The organism is Kineosporiaceae bacterium SCSIO 59966, assembly GCA_020881835.1.
Classification (GTDB): Bacteria; Actinomycetota; Actinomycetes; order Actinomycetales; family SCSIO-59966; genus SCSIO-59966.
This window is the reverse complement of sequence record CP052876.1, coordinates 2,390,617-2,406,093: the sequence shown is the minus strand read 5'-3', so window position 1 is coordinate 2,406,093 and position 15,477 is coordinate 2,390,617. Positions and strand designations below refer to the sequence as shown.

Below are 15,477 nucleotides of genomic sequence, written 5' to 3'. Positions count from 1 at the left end.
AGGTGGTCACCAGCTGTTCAGGGGACGGCGGTCCGGCACCAGGGGCAGACCCGCCAGTCCGGCTCCAGGGCGCGGTTGCAGGAGCCGCAGTGGCCCCGGTCCAGCGTCGTCGTGCACCACGGGCAGACCAGCATGTCGTGGGCGACCGGGCGCTCGCACGCCGGGCAGTGCCGGCCCCCGCTCGCGTCGCTGTGGGTGACCCGGACGGCCTCCTCGAAGGTGGTCTCCCCACGCCGCGCCTTCTCGATCGCCGCCGCCCGCAAGGTCATCATCCCGGCAGCGCGGGCCTGGGCGCCGACCGCGTCCTCCGACGGGTTCTTCAGCAGCACGCTGCGCATACCGGCATCGACCTCGAGCACCTCGAACACCGCGGTGCGACCGCGGTAGCCGGTGCCGCCGCACTCCGGGCAGCCGGTGCCGCGCAGCGGCGTCGCGTCCAGGACGTCGTCGAGGCGCAGCCCGAGCAGGGCCAGGGTCCCCTCGTCCGGCACGTAGCTCTCGGCGCAGGTCGGGCACGGCCGGCGGACGAGCCGCTGAGCCAGCGACGCGGTCAGCGAGGACGCGACGAGGAACGGCTCGACACCCATGTCGACGAGCCGGGTGAGCGCGGCGACCGCCGAGTTCGTGTGCAGGGTGGTGAGCACGAGGTGCCCGGTCAGGGAGGCGCGCAGGGCGAGCTCGGCGGTCTCGGCGTCGCGGACCTCGCCGACGAGCACGATGTCCGGGTCCTGGCGCAGCACCGAGCGCAGCCCGGCCTGGAACGTCATCCCGGTCCGGGTGTTCACCTGCACCTGGGTGATCCCGGGCAGCTGCACCTCGACCGGGTCCTCGAGGGTGACGATGTTCTTCTCCGGAGTGAGGATCTCGGCGATCGCCGAGTACAGCGTGTTGGTCTTGCCCGAGCCGGTCGGCCCGGTGATCAGCACGAGCCCCTGAGGGACGGACAGCGCCGAGCGGAACACCGCGAGCTGGCCGGGCTCGAAACCGACCTCGGCGAGCGGGGTCACCTGGTCACCGCGGGTCAGCAGCCGGATGACGACCTTCTCGCCGTGCAGCCCGGGCAGGCTCGAGACGCGGCAGTCCACGGGGGTGCCGTCGACGACGATCCGGGTGCGCCCGTCCTGGGGCACCCGGCGCTCGGCGATGTCGAGACCGGACATGATCTTGAGTCGGCTGATCACCGAGGGTGCTACCCGGCGGCTCGTGGTCATCACGTCACGCAGCAGCCCGTCCACCCGGAAGCGCACCCGCAGCGCCTCCCGCTGGGTCTCCACGTGGATGTCCGAGGCTCCCAGCCGGACGGCGTCGGAGAGCACCCGGTTGACGAGCTGGACGATCGGGGCGTCGTCGTCCGGTCCGGCCCCCGGCTCGTCGGGGTCGTCGTCGACGGCGTCGCCGAGGATCGCGGTGACACCAGGGTCGTCCTGGCCCAGCGCCCACGCCCGGGTCAGGTGGTCGCGGATCTGCGACTGCCCCGCGACGACGACGGTGACGTCCGCGACCCCGGTGTGCAGCCGGACGTCGTCCAGGGCCATCACGTCGGTGGGGTCGGACATCGCCACGACGAGGGAGTCCCCGTCCCGGTCGACGACGACCGCCGAGCTCCGCTCGGCCACCTGCCGGGGGAGCAGCCGGACGACGTCCGGGGCGGGCGGCGTCCGGCCCAGGTCGATCGTGCCCAGCCCGAGGTGCGCGGCGAGGGCGAGGCTGATCATCCGCTCGTCGGCGTAGCCGAGCTCGACGAGGAGCTCGCCGAGCCGCTTGCGCGGCCCGGGCCGCTCCCGCTGCACGTTGAGAACGGTGTGCAGCTCCTCGACGGTCAGCAGACCGGCCTCGACCAGCACGTCACCGAGGCGCTTACGGACGGTGGGCTCGCTCACTCCTGCGACTTCGGCACGTCGGGCCCCGAGGTGTAGCGGTGGTGCTCCTCGAGCTCCTCGAGGAGGTTGCGCAGCTCCGAGCGCAGGAAGTCGCGGGTGGCCACCTCCCGCATCGCGATCCGCAGCGCGGCGACCTCGCGCGCCAGGTACTCGGTGTCGGCGAGGTTGCGTTCCGCCCGCTGCCGGTCCTGCTCGAAGGCGACCCGGTCCCGGTCGTCCTGCCGGTTCTGCGCGAGCAGGATCAGCGGGGCGGCGTAGGAGGCCTGCAGGGACAGGATGAGGGTCAGGAGGGTGTAGTTCAGCGCCCGCGGGTCGAACTGCAGCTCCGGCGGGGCGAAGGTGTTGTAGGCGAGCCACACCCCGACGAACGCGGTCATGTAGACGAGGAACCGCGGGGTCCCCATGAACCGGGCGATCCGTTCCGACCAGCGGCCGAACGCCTCGGGGTCCACCCGCGGGCGGCGCACCAGGCGACGGCGGGCCTCGCGCGGGGTGTCCAGGCCCTCGCCGCGACGGCGGTGGCCGCGGCGGTGCCGCTCCCGCTGGTCGCGCTCGCGCTCCTCAGCCACCGGAGCCCTCCTGCCCCGGCGCCTGCTCCGGCGCCTGGTCCGGCGCCTGGTCCGGTGGCGCGGTCTGCTCCTCGGCCTCGGCGTGCAGCTCGTCCTGCTCACGCCAGTCGTCGGGCAGGATGTGGTCGAGGACGTCGTCCACGGTGACGACGCCGAGCAGCCGGCCGTCGTCGTCGGTGACCGGCACCGACACGAGGTTGTAGGTGGCCAGGCGGCGGGTGACCAGGCCGAGCGGGGCGTCGACGCCCACCGGTTCGACGTCCGGGTCCAGGATGGCCCCGATCGGCTGGTGCGGCGGCTCCCGCAGCATCCGCTGGATGTGCACGACGCCGAGCAGCCGACCGGTGGGGGTCTCCAGCGGGGGCCGGCAGACGAACACCGCGGCGGCCAGCGCGGGGGAGAGCTCGGAGCGCCGGACGTGCGCCAGCGCCTCCGCGACGGTGGCCTCCGGGCCGAGGATGACCGGCTCGGTGGTCATCAGGCCGCCGGCGGTGTTCTCGCCGTAGGCGAGCAGGCGACGCACGTCCCGGGCCTCGTCCGGCTCCATCAGCAGCAGCAGCTGCTCCTGCTGGTCGGCGGGCAGCTCACCGAGCAGGTCCGCCGCGTCGTCCGGCTGCATCGCCTCCAGGACGTCGGCGGCCCGCTCCCGGCGCAGGGCGGAGAGGATCTCCACCTGGTCGTCCTCGGGCAGCTCCTCCAGGACGTCGGCCAGCCGCTCGTCGTCCAGGGCCGCGGCCAGCTCCAGGCGCCGCTTGTCGGACAGGTCGTGCAGCAGGTCGGCGATGTCGGCCGCCTTCATCTCCTCCAGGGATGCGGCCAGCATGGTCGCGCCCTGCTCGAGCTGGTGGCCGGCCAGGCCGGTGACCTCCTCGTAGTCGAGCAGCAGGGTCTCCCCGCGGCGGCGCAGCCCGCGGTGGGTGCCCTTGCGGACGAAGACCTTGGACAGCTCCCAGTCACGGGTCCGCAGCTGCTCGATCGCGACGTCCTCGACCGTGGCCTCCTCGCCGGTCTCGACGATCCGGACGGTCCGCTCGAGCATCTCGTGGATGACGAGGGTCTCCGTCGGCCGCTGCTCGAACCGGCGCATGTTGACCAGGCCCGTGCTGATCACCTGACCGGCGTCCATCGAGGTGACCCGCGTCATCGGCAGGAACACCCGCCGACGGCCCGGGACCTCGACGACGAGCCCGACCGCCCGCGGCCGACGGCGGCCTGGCCGGAACAGCACGACGGCGTCGCGCACCCGGCCGACCTCGTCCCCGAGGGGGTCCAGGACGCGTAAGCCGGCCAGGCGCGCCACGAACACCCTCGTCGGCGCACCGCTCACACGGGGCAGGCTATCGGCCGCCTCTAGAGTCCCCGTGTGAGCCACACCCTGGCCTTCGAGGTCGTCGACGTGTTCACCAGCGAACCCTTCCGCGGCAACCCGCTCGCGGTCGTGCTCGGCACCGAGGCGCTGGACAGCGCTCAGCTGCAGGCGATCGCCGTGGAGTTCGCGCTGTCCGAGACCGCCTTCCCGCTGGCGCCGACCGCGGCGGAGCGGGAGCGCGGCGTGGACTACCGGCTGCGGATCTTCACCCCGCGCACCGAGCTCCCCTTCGCCGGGCACCCGTCGGTCGGCACGGCGTGGCTGATGGCCCGGCGCGGGCACGTCCCTGCCGGGCGGGTCGTGCAGGCCTGCGGCGCCGGGGACCTGCCGCTGGAGGTGGCGGCCGACGGGGGCCGTGTCGTGCTGACCGGCGGGACGCCGTCACTGGGCCCGGAGGTGGACGCCCAGGCGGTGCTCGAGGCCGTGGGCCTGGCCGCCGCCGACCTGGCCGGTCCGGTTCCGCGGACCGCGGGCACCGGTATCGACTTCTGCTACCTGGCCGTGCGCGCGGACGCGCTCGCGCGGGCGGAGGCCGACGTGCGGGCCCTGCGCGGCGTCGGCAGCGTGCTGCTGTTCGACTGGAACGAGGGGGACCCGGTGCGCGCCCGCATGTTCGCCCCCGACCTCGGTGTCGCCGAGGACCCGGCGACCGGCTCGGCGGCGCTGGGCCTGGGCGTCTTCGCCGTCGCCTCGGGGCTGCTGCCCGCCGAGGGCACCAGCCGGTTCACCGTGCTGCAGGGGGTGGAGATGGGCCGGCCGTCCCACCTGCACGTCGAGGTGGACGCCGCGGGCGGGCGGGCGGTCGCGGCCCGGGTCGCCGGGGACGTCGTCCCGGTCTCCTCCGGGCGGATCGTCGTGCCGCCGCCGGCACCTGGCGGCCCGGTCCCTGCGGACGTCAGCGGCGGCGTCGCCGTCCGCCGAGGTGGAACGGACGCCGCCGGACGGTGACCGCCGGGGTCGGGACCGGAGGGGACGCGCCGGAGGTGTCGTCGTAGCCGCCCGGCTGCTCGGTCGGTGGACCGACCGGGACGAGGCGCAGCACCCGGGAGCCGGTCGCCCACCGCTGCGGCAGGGTCTCGGGGTCGGCGGCGTTGAGCCGCTCGGCCCGCAGCGCCTCCACCGTCGGCGCCCACACCGGGTCGCCCGGGTCGAGCACCTCCACCCTGGCCGGGAACGTCAGCAGCCGGGAGCCGGCCGCCTTGCTCCGGACGACGACCTCGACCTCGCGGACGTCGTCCGGGACCGGGTCCGGCTGCTCCTCGCCGCCCACCACCACGGCGACCGCACCCTCGTGCCACACCGACCACACCGGCCGGGCCGGGCGCCCCGCGGCGCGGACCCAGACCAGCGGGCTGCGGCGGCATGCCTCGGCGACCAGCGGATCCGGCGCCCTCTCGCTCACCCCGCGAGCCTGCCAGACCCGGGCGAGCAAGGTCACGGTGACACCGCCGGGTCCCGTCGGTAACGTCCGGCGCCATGCCGACCTCTGACGCCGCCCGCACGCTGCGCCCCCGCCGGTCCAACCTCGCCGTGCCCGGGTCGAGCACGAAGATGATCACGAAGGCGAAGGGGCTGCCGGCCGACCAGGTGTTCCTCGACATCGAGGACGCCGTCGCGCCGCTGGCGAAGCCGGAGGCCCGCCGGAACATCGTCGCCGCCCTCACCGAGGGGGGATGGGGCGAGAAGGTGCGCACGGTGCGGGTCAACGACTGGACGACGCAGTGGACGTACACCGACGTCGTCGAGGTGGTGAGCGGGGCCGGCGCCGACCTCGACTGCATCATGCTCCCGAAGGTGCAGAGCGCCGACCAGGTCGTCGCGCTGGACCTGCTGCTCACCCAGATCGAGAAGAGCGAGGGGCTCGAGGTCGGCCGGATCGGGATCGAGGCGCAGATCGAGAACGCCCGCGGCCTCATCGCGGTGGACGCGATCGCCGCGGCGAGCCCGCGGGTGGAGACCATCATCTTCGGGCCGGCGGACTTCATGGCGAGCATCAACATGAAGTCCCTCGTGGTCGGGGAGCAGCCGCCTGGTTACGACGTCGGGGACGCCTACCACTACATCCTCATGCGGATCCTCATGGCTGCCCGGGCCAACGACCAGCAGGCCATCGACGGCCCGTACCTGCAGATCCGGGACGTCGAGGGGTTCACCCGGGTGGCGAGGCGGTCGGCCGCGCTGGGTCTGGACGGCAAGTGGGTGCTGCACCCCGGTCAGATCGACGCCGCGAACGAGGTGTTCAGCCCGCGCCAGGAGGACTACGACCACGCCGAGAACATCCTCGACGCCTACGAGTGGTACACCTCCGAGGCCGGCGGCAAGCGCGGGGCGGCGATGCTCGGTGACGAGATGATCGACGAGGCGTCGCGGAAGATGGCGCTCGTCATCGCGGGCAAGGGCCGGGCCGCGGGGATGCAGCGCAGCGACCGCTGGAGCCCGCCGCAGGAGTGAGCACGTCGCGGGGAGCGTCACGCCGCGTCCGAGGTGCACGGTGCCTCGCCCCGGCATACGGTGCCCGGTATGGCTACGAAGAAGAGCGCCGCCGTCCCCGCGTACACCGTCCCCGGCCTGTCCACCGACGACGGAGGCCGCGTCGCCGAGCTCCTGCAGGACCGGCTCAACGCCCTGCAGGACCTGGCGATGACGCTCAAGCACGTGCACTGGAACGTCACGGGTCCGCAGTTCATCGGCGTCCACGAGATGCTCGACCCGCAGGTCGACGCCGTCCGGGCCATGGTCGACGAGACCGCCGAGCGGATCGCCACCCTCGGGGCCTCCCCGGTCGGCACCCCCGGTGCGCTCGTCGCCCAGCGCAGCTGGGACGACTACAGCATCGGCCGGGCCAGCGCGATCGAGCACCTGGGCGCCCTCGACGTCGTCTACACCGGGGTCATCGGCGCCCACCGCGAGGCGATCGAGACGGTCGGCGAGATCGACCCCGTCACCGAGGACATGCTCATCGGCCAGGTCGGCCAGCTCGAGATGTTCCACTGGTTCGTCCGGGCCCACCTGGAGAACTCCGGTGGCGAGCTGTCCACGCAGGGCGCGAGCACCGAGGGCGCGGCGGCGAAGAAGGCGTCCACCCGACGGACCGCGTAAGCGACGAACCGGTGCGGCAGGTCCCGTGCGGCGTGCGGGTGGCCCGCCTCACGTCGTTCCGGGGTCGCCGTTCGCCGGCCGGGCCGCAATACTCCGCGGTGACCGTCGGCGACACTCCGGAGGACGTATGGGCCGTCTGCAGCACACCGAGGGACTGACCGAGGACCAGCAGGAGCTGCTGGCCCTGGTCCGGCAGTTCGTCGACGAGCAGGTCCTGCCCGTCGCCACCGAGCTGGAGCACCGGGACGAGTACCCGACCGAGATCGTCGAGGCGATGAAGGAGATGGGGATCTTCGGCCTGACGATCCCCGAGGAGTACGGCGGACTCGGACAGTCGCTGCTCACCTACGCGCTGTGCGTGGAGGAGCTCGCCCGTGGGTGGATGAGCATCAGCGGCATCGTCAACACCCATTTCATCGTGGCGTACATGCTGCTCCAGCACGGCACCGAGGAGCAGAAGCGGCGCTACCTGCCGCGGATGGCGACCGGCGAGGTGCGCGGCGCGTTCTCGATGAGCGAGCCCGGCTGCGGCTCCGACGTCTCCGGCATCCGCTCCAAGGCCGTCCGCGGCCAGGACGGCGCCTGGACGCTGACCGGCCAGAAGATGTGGCTGACCAACGGTGCGTCGGCCAACCTCGTCGCCGTCCTCGTCCGCACGGACACCGGCGCGGACTCGGTGTACCGCAACATGTCGACGTTCCTGGTGGACAAGGAGCCCGGGTTCGGCGAGACCGCCCAGGGCATCGTCGTGCCGGGGAAGATCGACAAGATGGGCTACAAGGGCGTCGACACCACCGAGCTCGTGCTCGACGGCCACCGGAGCACCGACGACCAGATCCTCGGCGGGCAGCCGGGGCGGGGCTTCTACCAGATGATGGACGGCGTCGAGGTCGGCCGGGTCAACGTCGCCGCCCGCGGCTGCGGGGTGGCCATGCGCGCCTTCGAGCTCGGCGTCGCCTACGCCCAGCAGCGGGAGGCCTTCGGCAAGAAGATCGCCGACCACCAGGCGGTGCTGTTCCGCCTCGCGGAGATGGCCACCAAGGTCGAGGCCGCGCACCAGATGATGGTGATGGCGGCGCGGACCAAGGACGCGGGTGACCGCAACGACCTCGAGGCCGGGATGGCCAAGTACCTCGCCAGCGAGTACTGCGCCCAGGTCGTCGAGGACTCCTTCCGCATCCACGGCGGCTACGGCTACTCCAAGGAGTACGAGATCGAGCGGCTCTACCGCGAGGCGCCGATGCTGCTCATCGGCGAGGGCACCGCGGACATCCAGCGGATGATCATCGGCCGACGGTTGCTCGAGGCCTACCCGAGTAGGGGATGATGCCCGCATGTCGAACGTGAACCCGATGGGCCGCTCACCGCTCGCCGTCCCGACCCCGCCGAAGGGGGTCGAGATCGCGGACTACCCGACGTACCTCGAGGCCCAGAGGGCGGTCGACTACCTGTCGGACCACCAGTTCCCGGTCCAGCTCGTCACCATCGTCGGCGTCGACCTCAAGATGGTCGAGCGGGTCACCGGCCGGCTCAGCTACCCCCGCGTCGCCCTTGCCGGCGCGGCGTCGGGCGCGTGGTTCGGCCTGTTCGTCGGCCTCCTGCTGTCGCTGTTCACCCTTGGTGCGAGCCTGCTCGAGACGGTGCTGCCGGCGCTGCTCATCGGCGCCGGCTTCGGGATGCTCTTCGGGGTCATCTCCTACTCCTTCACCGGCGGCCGGCGGGACTTCACCTCCACCAGCCAGATCGTCGCCGGCCGGTACTCGGTGCTGTGCGCCGAGGAGGAGGCCGGACGGGCCCGCCAGATGCTCGCCGACCTGGCACAGGGCCGCCCGGCAGGCACGCACGACACACCGTGACGACCGGCGGTACCCGAACCGGTGGCACCACCCGCGCCGACGTCGAGGCTGCCCGCAGCCGGGTCGGCGGCACCGTGCGCCGCACCCCGGTGATCCGCGTCGAGCCAGCGGCACTCGGAGGCGCACCGGGTGCCGCGCCGGTCGCGCTGAAGCTCGAGATGCTGCAGCACACCGGCTCGTTCAAGGCCCGCGGCGCGCTGAACGCGCTGCTGGCCGCGGGTGAGCTGCCCGCTGCCGGTGTGGTCGCCGCCAGCGGCGGCAACCACGGCCTGGCGGTGGCCTGGGCGGCCGCCCGGCTCGGTGCGCCGGCGACGGTCTTCGTCCCCGAGACGGCGCCGGACGCCAAGGTCGCCGGGTTGCGTGCTCTCGGGGCCGACGTCCGGCTCGTGGGGAGCCGGTACGCCGAAGCCCTCACCGCGGCCCGGGAGCGCGTGCTGCAGACCGGAGCGCTCGCCGTCCACGCCTACGACGAGCCCGGAGTGGTCGCCGGCCAGGGCACCGTCGGCCTGGAGCTCGCCGAGGACGCCCCGGACGTCGACACGGTGCTCGTCGCGGTCGGGGGCGGTGGGCTGGCCGGAGGGATCGCCGCCGCGCTGCGCGGGGTGGCGCGCGTCGTGGGGGTCGAGCCCGTGGGCTGCCCGACGTGGCACCGGGCCCGTGCCGCCGGGGAGCCGGTGGACGTCGAGGTCGGCGGGGTCGCGGCCGACTCCCTCGGTGCGACCCGGCTGGGCGGACTGGGCTTCGCCGCGCTCACCGAGGCCGGCGCGGGCTCGGTGCTCGTGGACCCGGACGCGGTGCTCGCCGCACGACGCCTGCTGTGGCAGCGGCTGCGCCTCGCCGTCGAGCCCGGCGCGGCGGTGGCCGCCGCGGCCCTGCTGTCGGGGGTCTACCGGCCGCAGCCGCGGGAACGGGTCGCCGTCGTGCTGTGCGGCGCGAACAGCGACCCCGCCGACCTCGCCTGACCGGCGAGCGCCGGCTACCGGGCGCGCAGCGACGCCATCCAGGCCTCGACCTCCTCCGGGCGGCGGGGGAGCATCCCGCTGAGGTTCTCGCACCCGTCCTCGGTGACCAGCACGTCGTCCTCGATCCGGACGCCGATGCCGCGCAGCTCCTCGGGGACGGCGAGGTCGTCGGCCTTGAAGTACAGGCCCGGTTCGATGGTGAACACCATGCCCGGGCGCAGCTCGGCGTCCAGGTACATCTCCCGGCGTGCCTGGGCGCAGTCGTGCACGTCGATGCCGAGGTGGTGGGAGGTGCCGTGCACCATCCACCGCCGGTGGTACCCGCCGCGCTCGGGGTCGAGGGACTCCTCGGCGCTGACCGGCAGCAGTCCCCACTCGGCCAGCCGCTCGGCGATCACCCGCATCGCCGCGCCGTGCAGGTCACGGAACCGGGACCCCGGCCGGGCGACGGCGAACGCGGCGTCCGCCGCCTCGAGGACGGCCGAGTACACGCGGCGCTGGGCGTCGGTGAACCGCCCGTCCACCGGCAGGGTGCGGGTGACGTCGGCGGTGTAGAGCGAGTCCACCTCGACGCCGGCGTCGACGAGCACCAGCTCACCGGGGCGCACCGGGCCGTCGTTGCGGATCCAGTGCAGGGTGCAGGCGTGCTCCCCGGCGGCCGCGATCGTCTCGTAGCCGACGCCGTTGCCCTCCCGCCGTGCCCGGGACTCGAACGCGGTCTCCACCACCCGCTCGCCCCTGGGGTGCCCGACGGCCTCGGGCAGGGCCCGGACGATGTCGGCGAAGCCCCGGGCACTGGCCTCGACCGCGAGCCGCAGCTGGGCCACCTCCCAGTCGTCCTTGACCAGGCGCGACTCGGACAGCGCCTCGGCGAGGGCAGCGTCGAGGTCGGCGTACTCCTCCGCGGTGAGCCCGCTGCCCTGCCGGACGACGGCCACCTCACGCTCCACCGCCGGGTCGGCGTCGGGGACGACGCGGACCCGCACACCGCCCGGGCCGACGTCCTTGCGCAGGGCGTCGGGCAGCTCCTCGACGTGCCGGCAGCGCAGGCCGAGCTCGGCCTCGACCTCGGCCAGGCTGGGGCGGGCCCCCACCCACAGCTCGCCGTAGCGGGAGTCGGCGTAGAACTCCTCGGTGTCGCGGTCCGCGCGCGGCCGGAAGTAGAGCACCGCCTCGTGGCCGCCGCCGTCCGTCGGGTCGAGCACGAGGACGGCGTCCGGCTCACGGTCGGTGCCCAGGCCGGTGAGGTGCGCGAACGCCGAGTGCGGGCGGAAGCGGTAGTCGGTGTCGTTGCTGCGGACCTTCAGCGGGCCGGCCGGGACGACGAGCCGGTCGCCGGGGAAGGCGGCCGAGATGCGCTCGCGCCGGGCGGCGGCGTAGGGGGCGACCTCGCTCCGCGGGGGCAGCGTGTCCGGTCGGGGAGCCCAGTCGGCGGCGATGAAGCGCTTGAACGCCTCGGAGGTGGGTCGCTGGCTGCGGTTGGATCCCCGGTCGCTCAGCGGCTGCTCCGGCGGTGTCTCCGAGGTCTCCGGCGCGTCTGGGTTCTCCGGCGTGCCCGGCTCACGTGTCATACCGGCCATCATCGCGCACCCGGCTGCGCTCTGAGGTCCCTCCACCGCCACGACGAGCCGGGGACGAGAAGCTCCGGGTCGCCGGTCCACAGCATGGCCTCGTGGAGGACAGCAGTGGCGGCCGCGAACGCGTCGGCGTACGCCAGGGGGTGCCCGGCCTTGATGCGGGCGGCTTCGAGGACTGTGCGCTCGTCGGGCAGGACGCAGGTGACGAGCGCACGGAGGTCACGCGTCGCCTCGGCCGCTGCGTCTTCGCCGTGGGCGCGGAGCACGACGTAGTGGACCTCGCCCAGGTTGATCCAGCTCATCACCGGCCGTTGCTCCTCCAGGAGCTGGGCAACGGCGTCGGCGGCTGGTGGGGCGTCCTCGAGGAACCGCAGCACCGCCCACGAGTCGAGGACGACGCTGACGCTCACGGAGCCGACTCGCGGACGCGGTCGGCGGCGCGGTCGGCCTCGAGCTGTGCAGTCAGGTCGGAGCCACGGAACCTGCCACGAAGGTGCGGGCGGTGGACTGCCCGGTAGACCGCGACATGGTCACCGTGACGCGAGAAGCTGACTTCGTCGCCCGGCTGGATGCCGAGCTGGTCGCGCAGGGCCTTCGGGATCACCACCTGCCCCTTGGCCCCGACCCGGTGAGTCATACCTCGCAGTATAACTCTCGTGACTGAGGACACCCACCGCTGGCGCGGTCCCTCCGGCACGATGTGCCGCGGTCGGACCACCCGCGAGGAGGAGCAGCCATGCAGTTCGGTCGCACGTTCGAGGAGTTCGAGGTCGGCGCGGTCTACAAGCACTGGCCCGGTAAGACGGTGACGGAGTACGACGACCACCTGTTCTGCCTGCTGACGATGAACCACCACCCGCTGCACCTGGACGCGAACTACGCGGAGCACACGACGCAGTTCCGCCGGAACGTCGTCGTGGGCAACTACGTGTACTCGCTGCTGCTCGGGATGTCCGTGCCGGACGTCTCCGGCAAGGCGATCGCCAACCTCGAGGTGGAGTCGCTCAAGCACGTCGCCCCGACGTTCCACGGCGACACGATCTACGGGCAGACCGAGGTGCTCGACAAGCGGGAGTCGGCGAGCAAGGACGACCGCGGCATCGTCTCGGTCGAGACCCGGGGCTACAACCAGGACGGGACGCTGGTCTGCGTCTTCCGCCGCAAGGTGATGGTGCCCAAGCAGAGCTACCTCGACGCCCGGGGCGGGGAGCAGCCGGCCCGCCCCGAGCCGGCCGCTGGGTAGTCCGGCAGAGCGCTCAGACCCGAGGCAGCACGTCCCACGCGGTCAGCGCCTGCCGGAGGCCGTCGACCACGGTGAGGGCCTCGAGGCCTGCGGCGTCGACCCACTGGGCGTCCGTGGCGTCGTCCGCGGGCTGCGGGTCCGTGGCGCCGTCCACGGTGCACAGGTAGTCGCGGATCACGTACACGCCTCCGGTCGGGGCGTCCCGGCGGACGGCGCCCAGCAACGGCCCCACCCGGACCCGCAACCCGGTCTCCTCGGCCACCTCCCGGGCGACGGCCCGGACGTCGTCCTCGCCCGCCTCCACCCGTCCGCCGGGCACGGACCACAGCCCGGCGCCCGGCGGGTTCCGCCGCCGGACGAGCAGCAGCCGACCCGTCTCGTCGTGCACCACCGCGCCGACGCAGGGGATCTCGGCGCCAGGAGCCACCTCGTTCACGGCTGGCAGGGTAGGCGGCTGACAGGGGTCGGCGGCTGGCAGGTAAGCGGCACCGAGGTCCCTTGACCGGGGGCACCCGGGACGGGACCGTGACCTGCGTGCGGAACGAACCCTGCTGCCCCCGGTGCGCGGAGCCGGTGCGCCCGCCAGGCCTGCGGGCCAGCGGCTGGACCTGCCCCGCTCACGGCCAGGTCCCACCGTTCCAGCCGCCGCACCCACCGTCCGCCGCGTGGCTGGCCGACGTCGCCCGCCGGTCCACCGTCCCGGTCTGGGTGCCGTGGCCCCTGCCGCGCGGCTGGCTGCTCAGCGGCGTGGGCGAGGCCGGGACGGCGCGGCAGGGGCCGGTCGCCACCGTCGTGGCTGTGTCGGGTCCCAACCCGACACCCAACCCGGCCGTCCCCGCTGAGCATCCCGCCGACGTCCTCCTCGTCGCCGAGGGTCCCGGTGTCGGTCTCGGCGCGTCGCTGGCCGGGCTGGGTGACGTCGACCCCGGCGAGACGGTCGTGACCGGCCGCCCGGACGTCAAGGTCCACGCCCACGGCCAGCACACCCCGTTGTGGCACGTGGACGGCGCCGAGGACCGGGTGGCGTTCGTCGGCGAGTCCCGGGGTGTGTGGCTGTGGGTGCTGGTGTGGCCGGCGTCGGCGTCCGCGCTGCTGCTCGAGCCGCTCGAGCTCGTCGACGTCCGCGAGGGTGGACCGGCGCTGTTCCCGCCCACCGGGGCCGCGTGCCCGCGGTTGACCTGACCGGTGCCCGTCCTTGGTCGAGGGGCCCGGCCGTAGGCTCCGCGGGTGCGCATCGACCTCCACACGCACTCCACCGCCTCCGACGGCACCCAGCCGCCCGCCGAGGTGGTCCGCAGCGCCGTCGAGGCCGGTCTGGACGTCGTCGCGCTCACCGACCACGACACCACCGCCGGGTGGGCCGAGGCGGCCGAGGCCGCCCGTCGGTACGGGATCGTCCTGGTGCCGGGGACCGAGGTCTCGTGCTCCTACCACGGGGTGAGCGTCCACCTGCTGAGCTACCTGCAGGACCCTGCCGCGCCCGGGCTGCTGACCGAGACCGAACGCGCCCGGGAGTCCCGCCTGCACCGCGCCGAGCGCATGGTCGAGCTCGTGGCCGCCGACTACCCGCGCCTGACCTGGCAGGCCGTCCTGGACCACACCAGCGCAGGGACGACCGTCGGGCGCCCCCACCTGGCCGACGCGCTGGTCGACCTCGGCTACTTCCCGGACCGGGACACCGTCTTCCGTGACGTGCTCACCGAGCGGTCCCCGTACTACGTGCCGCACTACGCGCCCGACCCGGTCACGGCGGTGCGTCTGGTCCGCGAGGCCGGCGGCGTGCCGGTCTTCGCCCACCCGCTGGCCAGCCGGCGCGGGCGCACCGTCGGGGAGGACGTCGTCGAGGCCATGGTGGACGCCGGACTGGCCGGGCTGGAGGTCGACCACCGGGACCACGACCCCGAGCAGCGGGAGCACCTTCGGGCCCTGGCGCGCCGGTGGGACCTCATCGTCACCGGGTCCAGTGACTACCACGGGGACGGCAAGCCGAACCGGATCGGGGAGAACCTCACCGCCGAGGAGGAGTACCTGCGGATCCTCGAGCAGGCGACGGGCTCGGCGCCGGTGCGTCCAGGTCAGCCCTAGGCTCGGCCCGCCACGACCGGGGCCCGGTCAGCGTCGTGCGCACCATCCGCAGCGCCGTGTCGACCCCGGCCCCGACCAGGCCCGCGGCGCCGGGCAGCTCCGCCAGGGCGTACATCCGCCGCGCCCAGTCGGGCAGCGCCGCGAACGCCAGTCCGGACACCCCCGCCCAGACCGGCAGCTCGGTGAGGTCCTCGGCGGGGGACACCACCTCCTGGGCCAGGCGGTGGCTCGCCGGGCCGACCGCCAGCTCGGCGCGCGTGCGGTCCAGGTGCTCGGTGAGCGCCGCCACGGTCGAGGGGACGACGTCCGGCTCCAGCCCGCACAGCGCCGCCGCCCGGACCTGTTCGGCGACGTAGTCGTCGGCCTCCTGGTCGGTGAGCCGCAGCCCGCCGCGGCGCACCACGGTCAGGAACGAGTCGACCCGGCAGACGTGCTCCCACAGCAGCAGGTCCTCGTCGTCCCCCTGCCAGCGTCCGCCCACGCTGCGGGACCCGGTCAGCGTCCCGCTGAGGGCCCGGGCCCGGGCCGCCACGGTCAACGCCTCCGCCGCGTTGCCGAAGGTGGTGATCGCGACGGCGTCGGTGAGGTCCCGCAACCGCCCCCACGGGTCGTCCCGCAACCGGGCGCGGGTCAGGTAGTCACGCTGGGAGGTCGCGTCGTCGGCGACCGGGTGCAGGGCTCGTAGCAGCAGGGCACGCAGGCCGGCCAGGCCGACGAGCGGATCGGCGTGCACGCGCCACGTCACGCTCGCCGGCGAGAACAGCCCGGCGTCGGTCATACCCCTACCGTGACGGGGATCGACGAAGATCGCAGGTCGGCGGGCGGCGTCCCTGAGCC

The 15,477-nt window shown here is 73.9% G+C and carries 18 protein-coding genes; 9 read left to right on the top strand and 9 right to left on the bottom strand.

Annotated features, from left to right (window positions below; all coding sequences use genetic code 11):
• Window positions 1-17: 17 nt before the first annotated feature.
• Genes tadA through HJG43_11240 form a run of 3 tightly spaced genes read right to left on the bottom strand, consistent with a single transcriptional unit; the run spans window position 18 to window position 3,776 of the window.
• Window positions 18-1,880, bottom strand: a complete 1,863-nt coding sequence (gene tadA, locus HJG43_11250; GenBank protein ID UER55019.1) for a Flp pilus assembly complex ATPase component TadA — start codon at window positions 1,878-1,880, stop codon at window positions 18-20.
• Complete coding sequence (locus HJG43_11245; protein ID UER55018.1) at window positions 1,877-2,449, bottom strand: DUF1003 domain-containing protein; 573 nt, start codon at window positions 2,447-2,449, stop codon at window positions 1,877-1,879. The genes tadA and HJG43_11245 overlap by 4 nt, the downstream gene beginning before the upstream one ends.
• The gene (locus tag HJG43_11240; protein UER55017.1) at window positions 2,442-3,776 is read right to left on the bottom strand and encodes a magnesium transporter; all 1,335 of its coding nucleotides are present in this window, start codon (window positions 3,774-3,776) and stop codon (window positions 2,442-2,444) included. The genes HJG43_11245 and HJG43_11240 overlap by 8 nt, the downstream gene beginning before the upstream one ends.
• Window positions 3,777-3,824: 48 nt before the next feature.
• Here HJG43_11240 and HJG43_11235 point away from each other — a divergent pair, with 48 nt between their 5' ends.
• A complete protein-coding gene (locus tag HJG43_11235; protein UER55916.1) occupies window positions 3,825-4,766 on the top strand; it encodes a PhzF family phenazine biosynthesis protein in 942 nt (313 codons plus the stop codon).
• On the opposite strand, the gene HJG43_11230 is transcribed toward HJG43_11235, so the two are convergent.
• Complete coding sequence (locus HJG43_11230; GenBank protein UER55016.1) at window positions 4,714-5,220, bottom strand: hypothetical protein; 507 nt, start codon at window positions 5,218-5,220, stop codon at window positions 4,714-4,716. The two genes, HJG43_11235 and HJG43_11230, sit on opposite strands and share 53 nt — an antisense overlap.
• A 74-nt stretch (window positions 5,221-5,294) precedes the next feature.
• Here HJG43_11230 and HJG43_11225 point away from each other — a divergent pair, with 74 nt between their 5' ends.
• The 5 genes from HJG43_11225 (at window position 5,295) to HJG43_11205 (ending at window position 9,735) form a co-directional block, all read left to right on the top strand.
• Window positions 5,295-6,269: a CoA ester lyase gene (locus HJG43_11225; GenBank protein ID UER55015.1), complete on the top strand. Its 975-nt coding sequence runs from the start codon at window positions 5,295-5,297 to the stop codon at window positions 6,267-6,269.
• A 69-nt stretch (window positions 6,270-6,338) separates the two neighbouring features.
• Window positions 6,339-6,917: a DNA starvation/stationary phase protection protein gene (locus tag HJG43_11220; GenBank protein ID UER55014.1), complete on the top strand. Its 579-nt coding sequence runs from the start codon at window positions 6,339-6,341 to the stop codon at window positions 6,915-6,917.
• Between the two features lie 127 nt (window positions 6,918-7,044).
• Complete coding sequence (locus HJG43_11215; protein UER55013.1) at window positions 7,045-8,244, top strand: acyl-CoA dehydrogenase; 1,200 nt, start codon at window positions 7,045-7,047, stop codon at window positions 8,242-8,244.
• Between the two features lie 7 nt (window positions 8,245-8,251).
• Window positions 8,252-8,773: a magnesium transporter gene (locus HJG43_11210; GenBank protein ID UER55012.1), complete on the top strand. Its 522-nt coding sequence runs from the start codon at window positions 8,252-8,254 to the stop codon at window positions 8,771-8,773.
• A complete protein-coding gene (locus HJG43_11205) occupies window positions 8,770-9,735 on the top strand; it encodes a serine/threonine dehydratase (GenBank protein ID UER55011.1) in 966 nt (321 codons plus the stop codon). Before HJG43_11210 ends, HJG43_11205 begins: the two co-directional genes overlap by 4 nt.
• A 14-nt stretch (window positions 9,736-9,749) precedes the next feature.
• On the opposite strand, the gene HJG43_11200 is transcribed toward HJG43_11205, so the two are convergent.
• Genes HJG43_11200 through HJG43_11190 form a run of 3 tightly spaced genes read right to left on the bottom strand, consistent with a single transcriptional unit; the run spans window position 9,750 to window position 11,949 of the window.
• On the bottom strand, window positions 9,750-11,315 hold the full coding sequence (locus HJG43_11200; GenBank protein ID UER55010.1) for an aminopeptidase P family protein: 1,566 nt from the start codon (window positions 11,313-11,315) through the stop codon (window positions 9,750-9,752).
• Complete coding sequence (locus tag HJG43_11195) at window positions 11,315-11,722, bottom strand: PIN domain-containing protein (protein ID UER55009.1); 408 nt, start codon at window positions 11,720-11,722, stop codon at window positions 11,315-11,317. The genes HJG43_11200 and HJG43_11195 overlap by 1 nt, the downstream gene beginning before the upstream one ends.
• Entirely contained in the window at window positions 11,719-11,949 is a 231-nt protein-coding gene (locus tag HJG43_11190) for an AbrB/MazE/SpoVT family DNA-binding domain-containing protein (protein ID UER55008.1), read from the bottom strand. The genes HJG43_11195 and HJG43_11190 overlap by 4 nt, the downstream gene beginning before the upstream one ends.
• Before the next feature lie 99 nt (window positions 11,950-12,048).
• Between HJG43_11190 and HJG43_11185 the strand changes: the two genes are divergently transcribed.
• Window positions 12,049-12,555, top strand: coding sequence for a MaoC family dehydratase (locus tag HJG43_11185; GenBank protein UER55007.1), 507 nt, complete (start codon window positions 12,049-12,051; stop codon window positions 12,553-12,555).
• A gap of 13 nt (window positions 12,556-12,568) precedes the next feature.
• Here the strand turns inward: HJG43_11185 and HJG43_11180 are convergent, their stop codons facing one another.
• Window positions 12,569-12,982, bottom strand: coding sequence for an NUDIX domain-containing protein (locus HJG43_11180; GenBank protein ID UER55915.1), 414 nt, complete (start codon window positions 12,980-12,982; stop codon window positions 12,569-12,571).
• A gap of 107 nt (window positions 12,983-13,089) precedes the next feature.
• Here HJG43_11180 and HJG43_11175 point away from each other — a divergent pair, with 107 nt between their 5' ends.
• Both HJG43_11175 and HJG43_11170 read left to right on the top strand, forming a co-directional pair.
• Window positions 13,090-13,737 carry a hypothetical protein gene (locus tag HJG43_11175; GenBank protein ID UER55006.1) on the top strand — a complete coding sequence of 216 codons (648 nt, stop codon included), beginning with the start codon at window positions 13,090-13,092 and terminating at the stop codon, window positions 13,735-13,737.
• A 45-nt stretch (window positions 13,738-13,782) separates the two neighbouring features.
• A complete protein-coding gene (locus HJG43_11170) occupies window positions 13,783-14,640 on the top strand; it encodes a PHP domain-containing protein (GenBank protein UER55005.1) in 858 nt (285 codons plus the stop codon).
• Here HJG43_11170 and HJG43_11165 read toward each other — a convergent pair.
• Window positions 14,564-15,418 carry a DUF2236 domain-containing protein gene (locus HJG43_11165; GenBank protein ID UER55004.1) on the bottom strand — a complete coding sequence of 285 codons (855 nt, stop codon included), beginning with the start codon at window positions 15,416-15,418 and terminating at the stop codon, window positions 14,564-14,566. The two genes, HJG43_11170 and HJG43_11165, sit on opposite strands and share 77 nt — an antisense overlap.
• Between the last annotated feature and the right edge of the window lie 59 nt (window positions 15,419-15,477).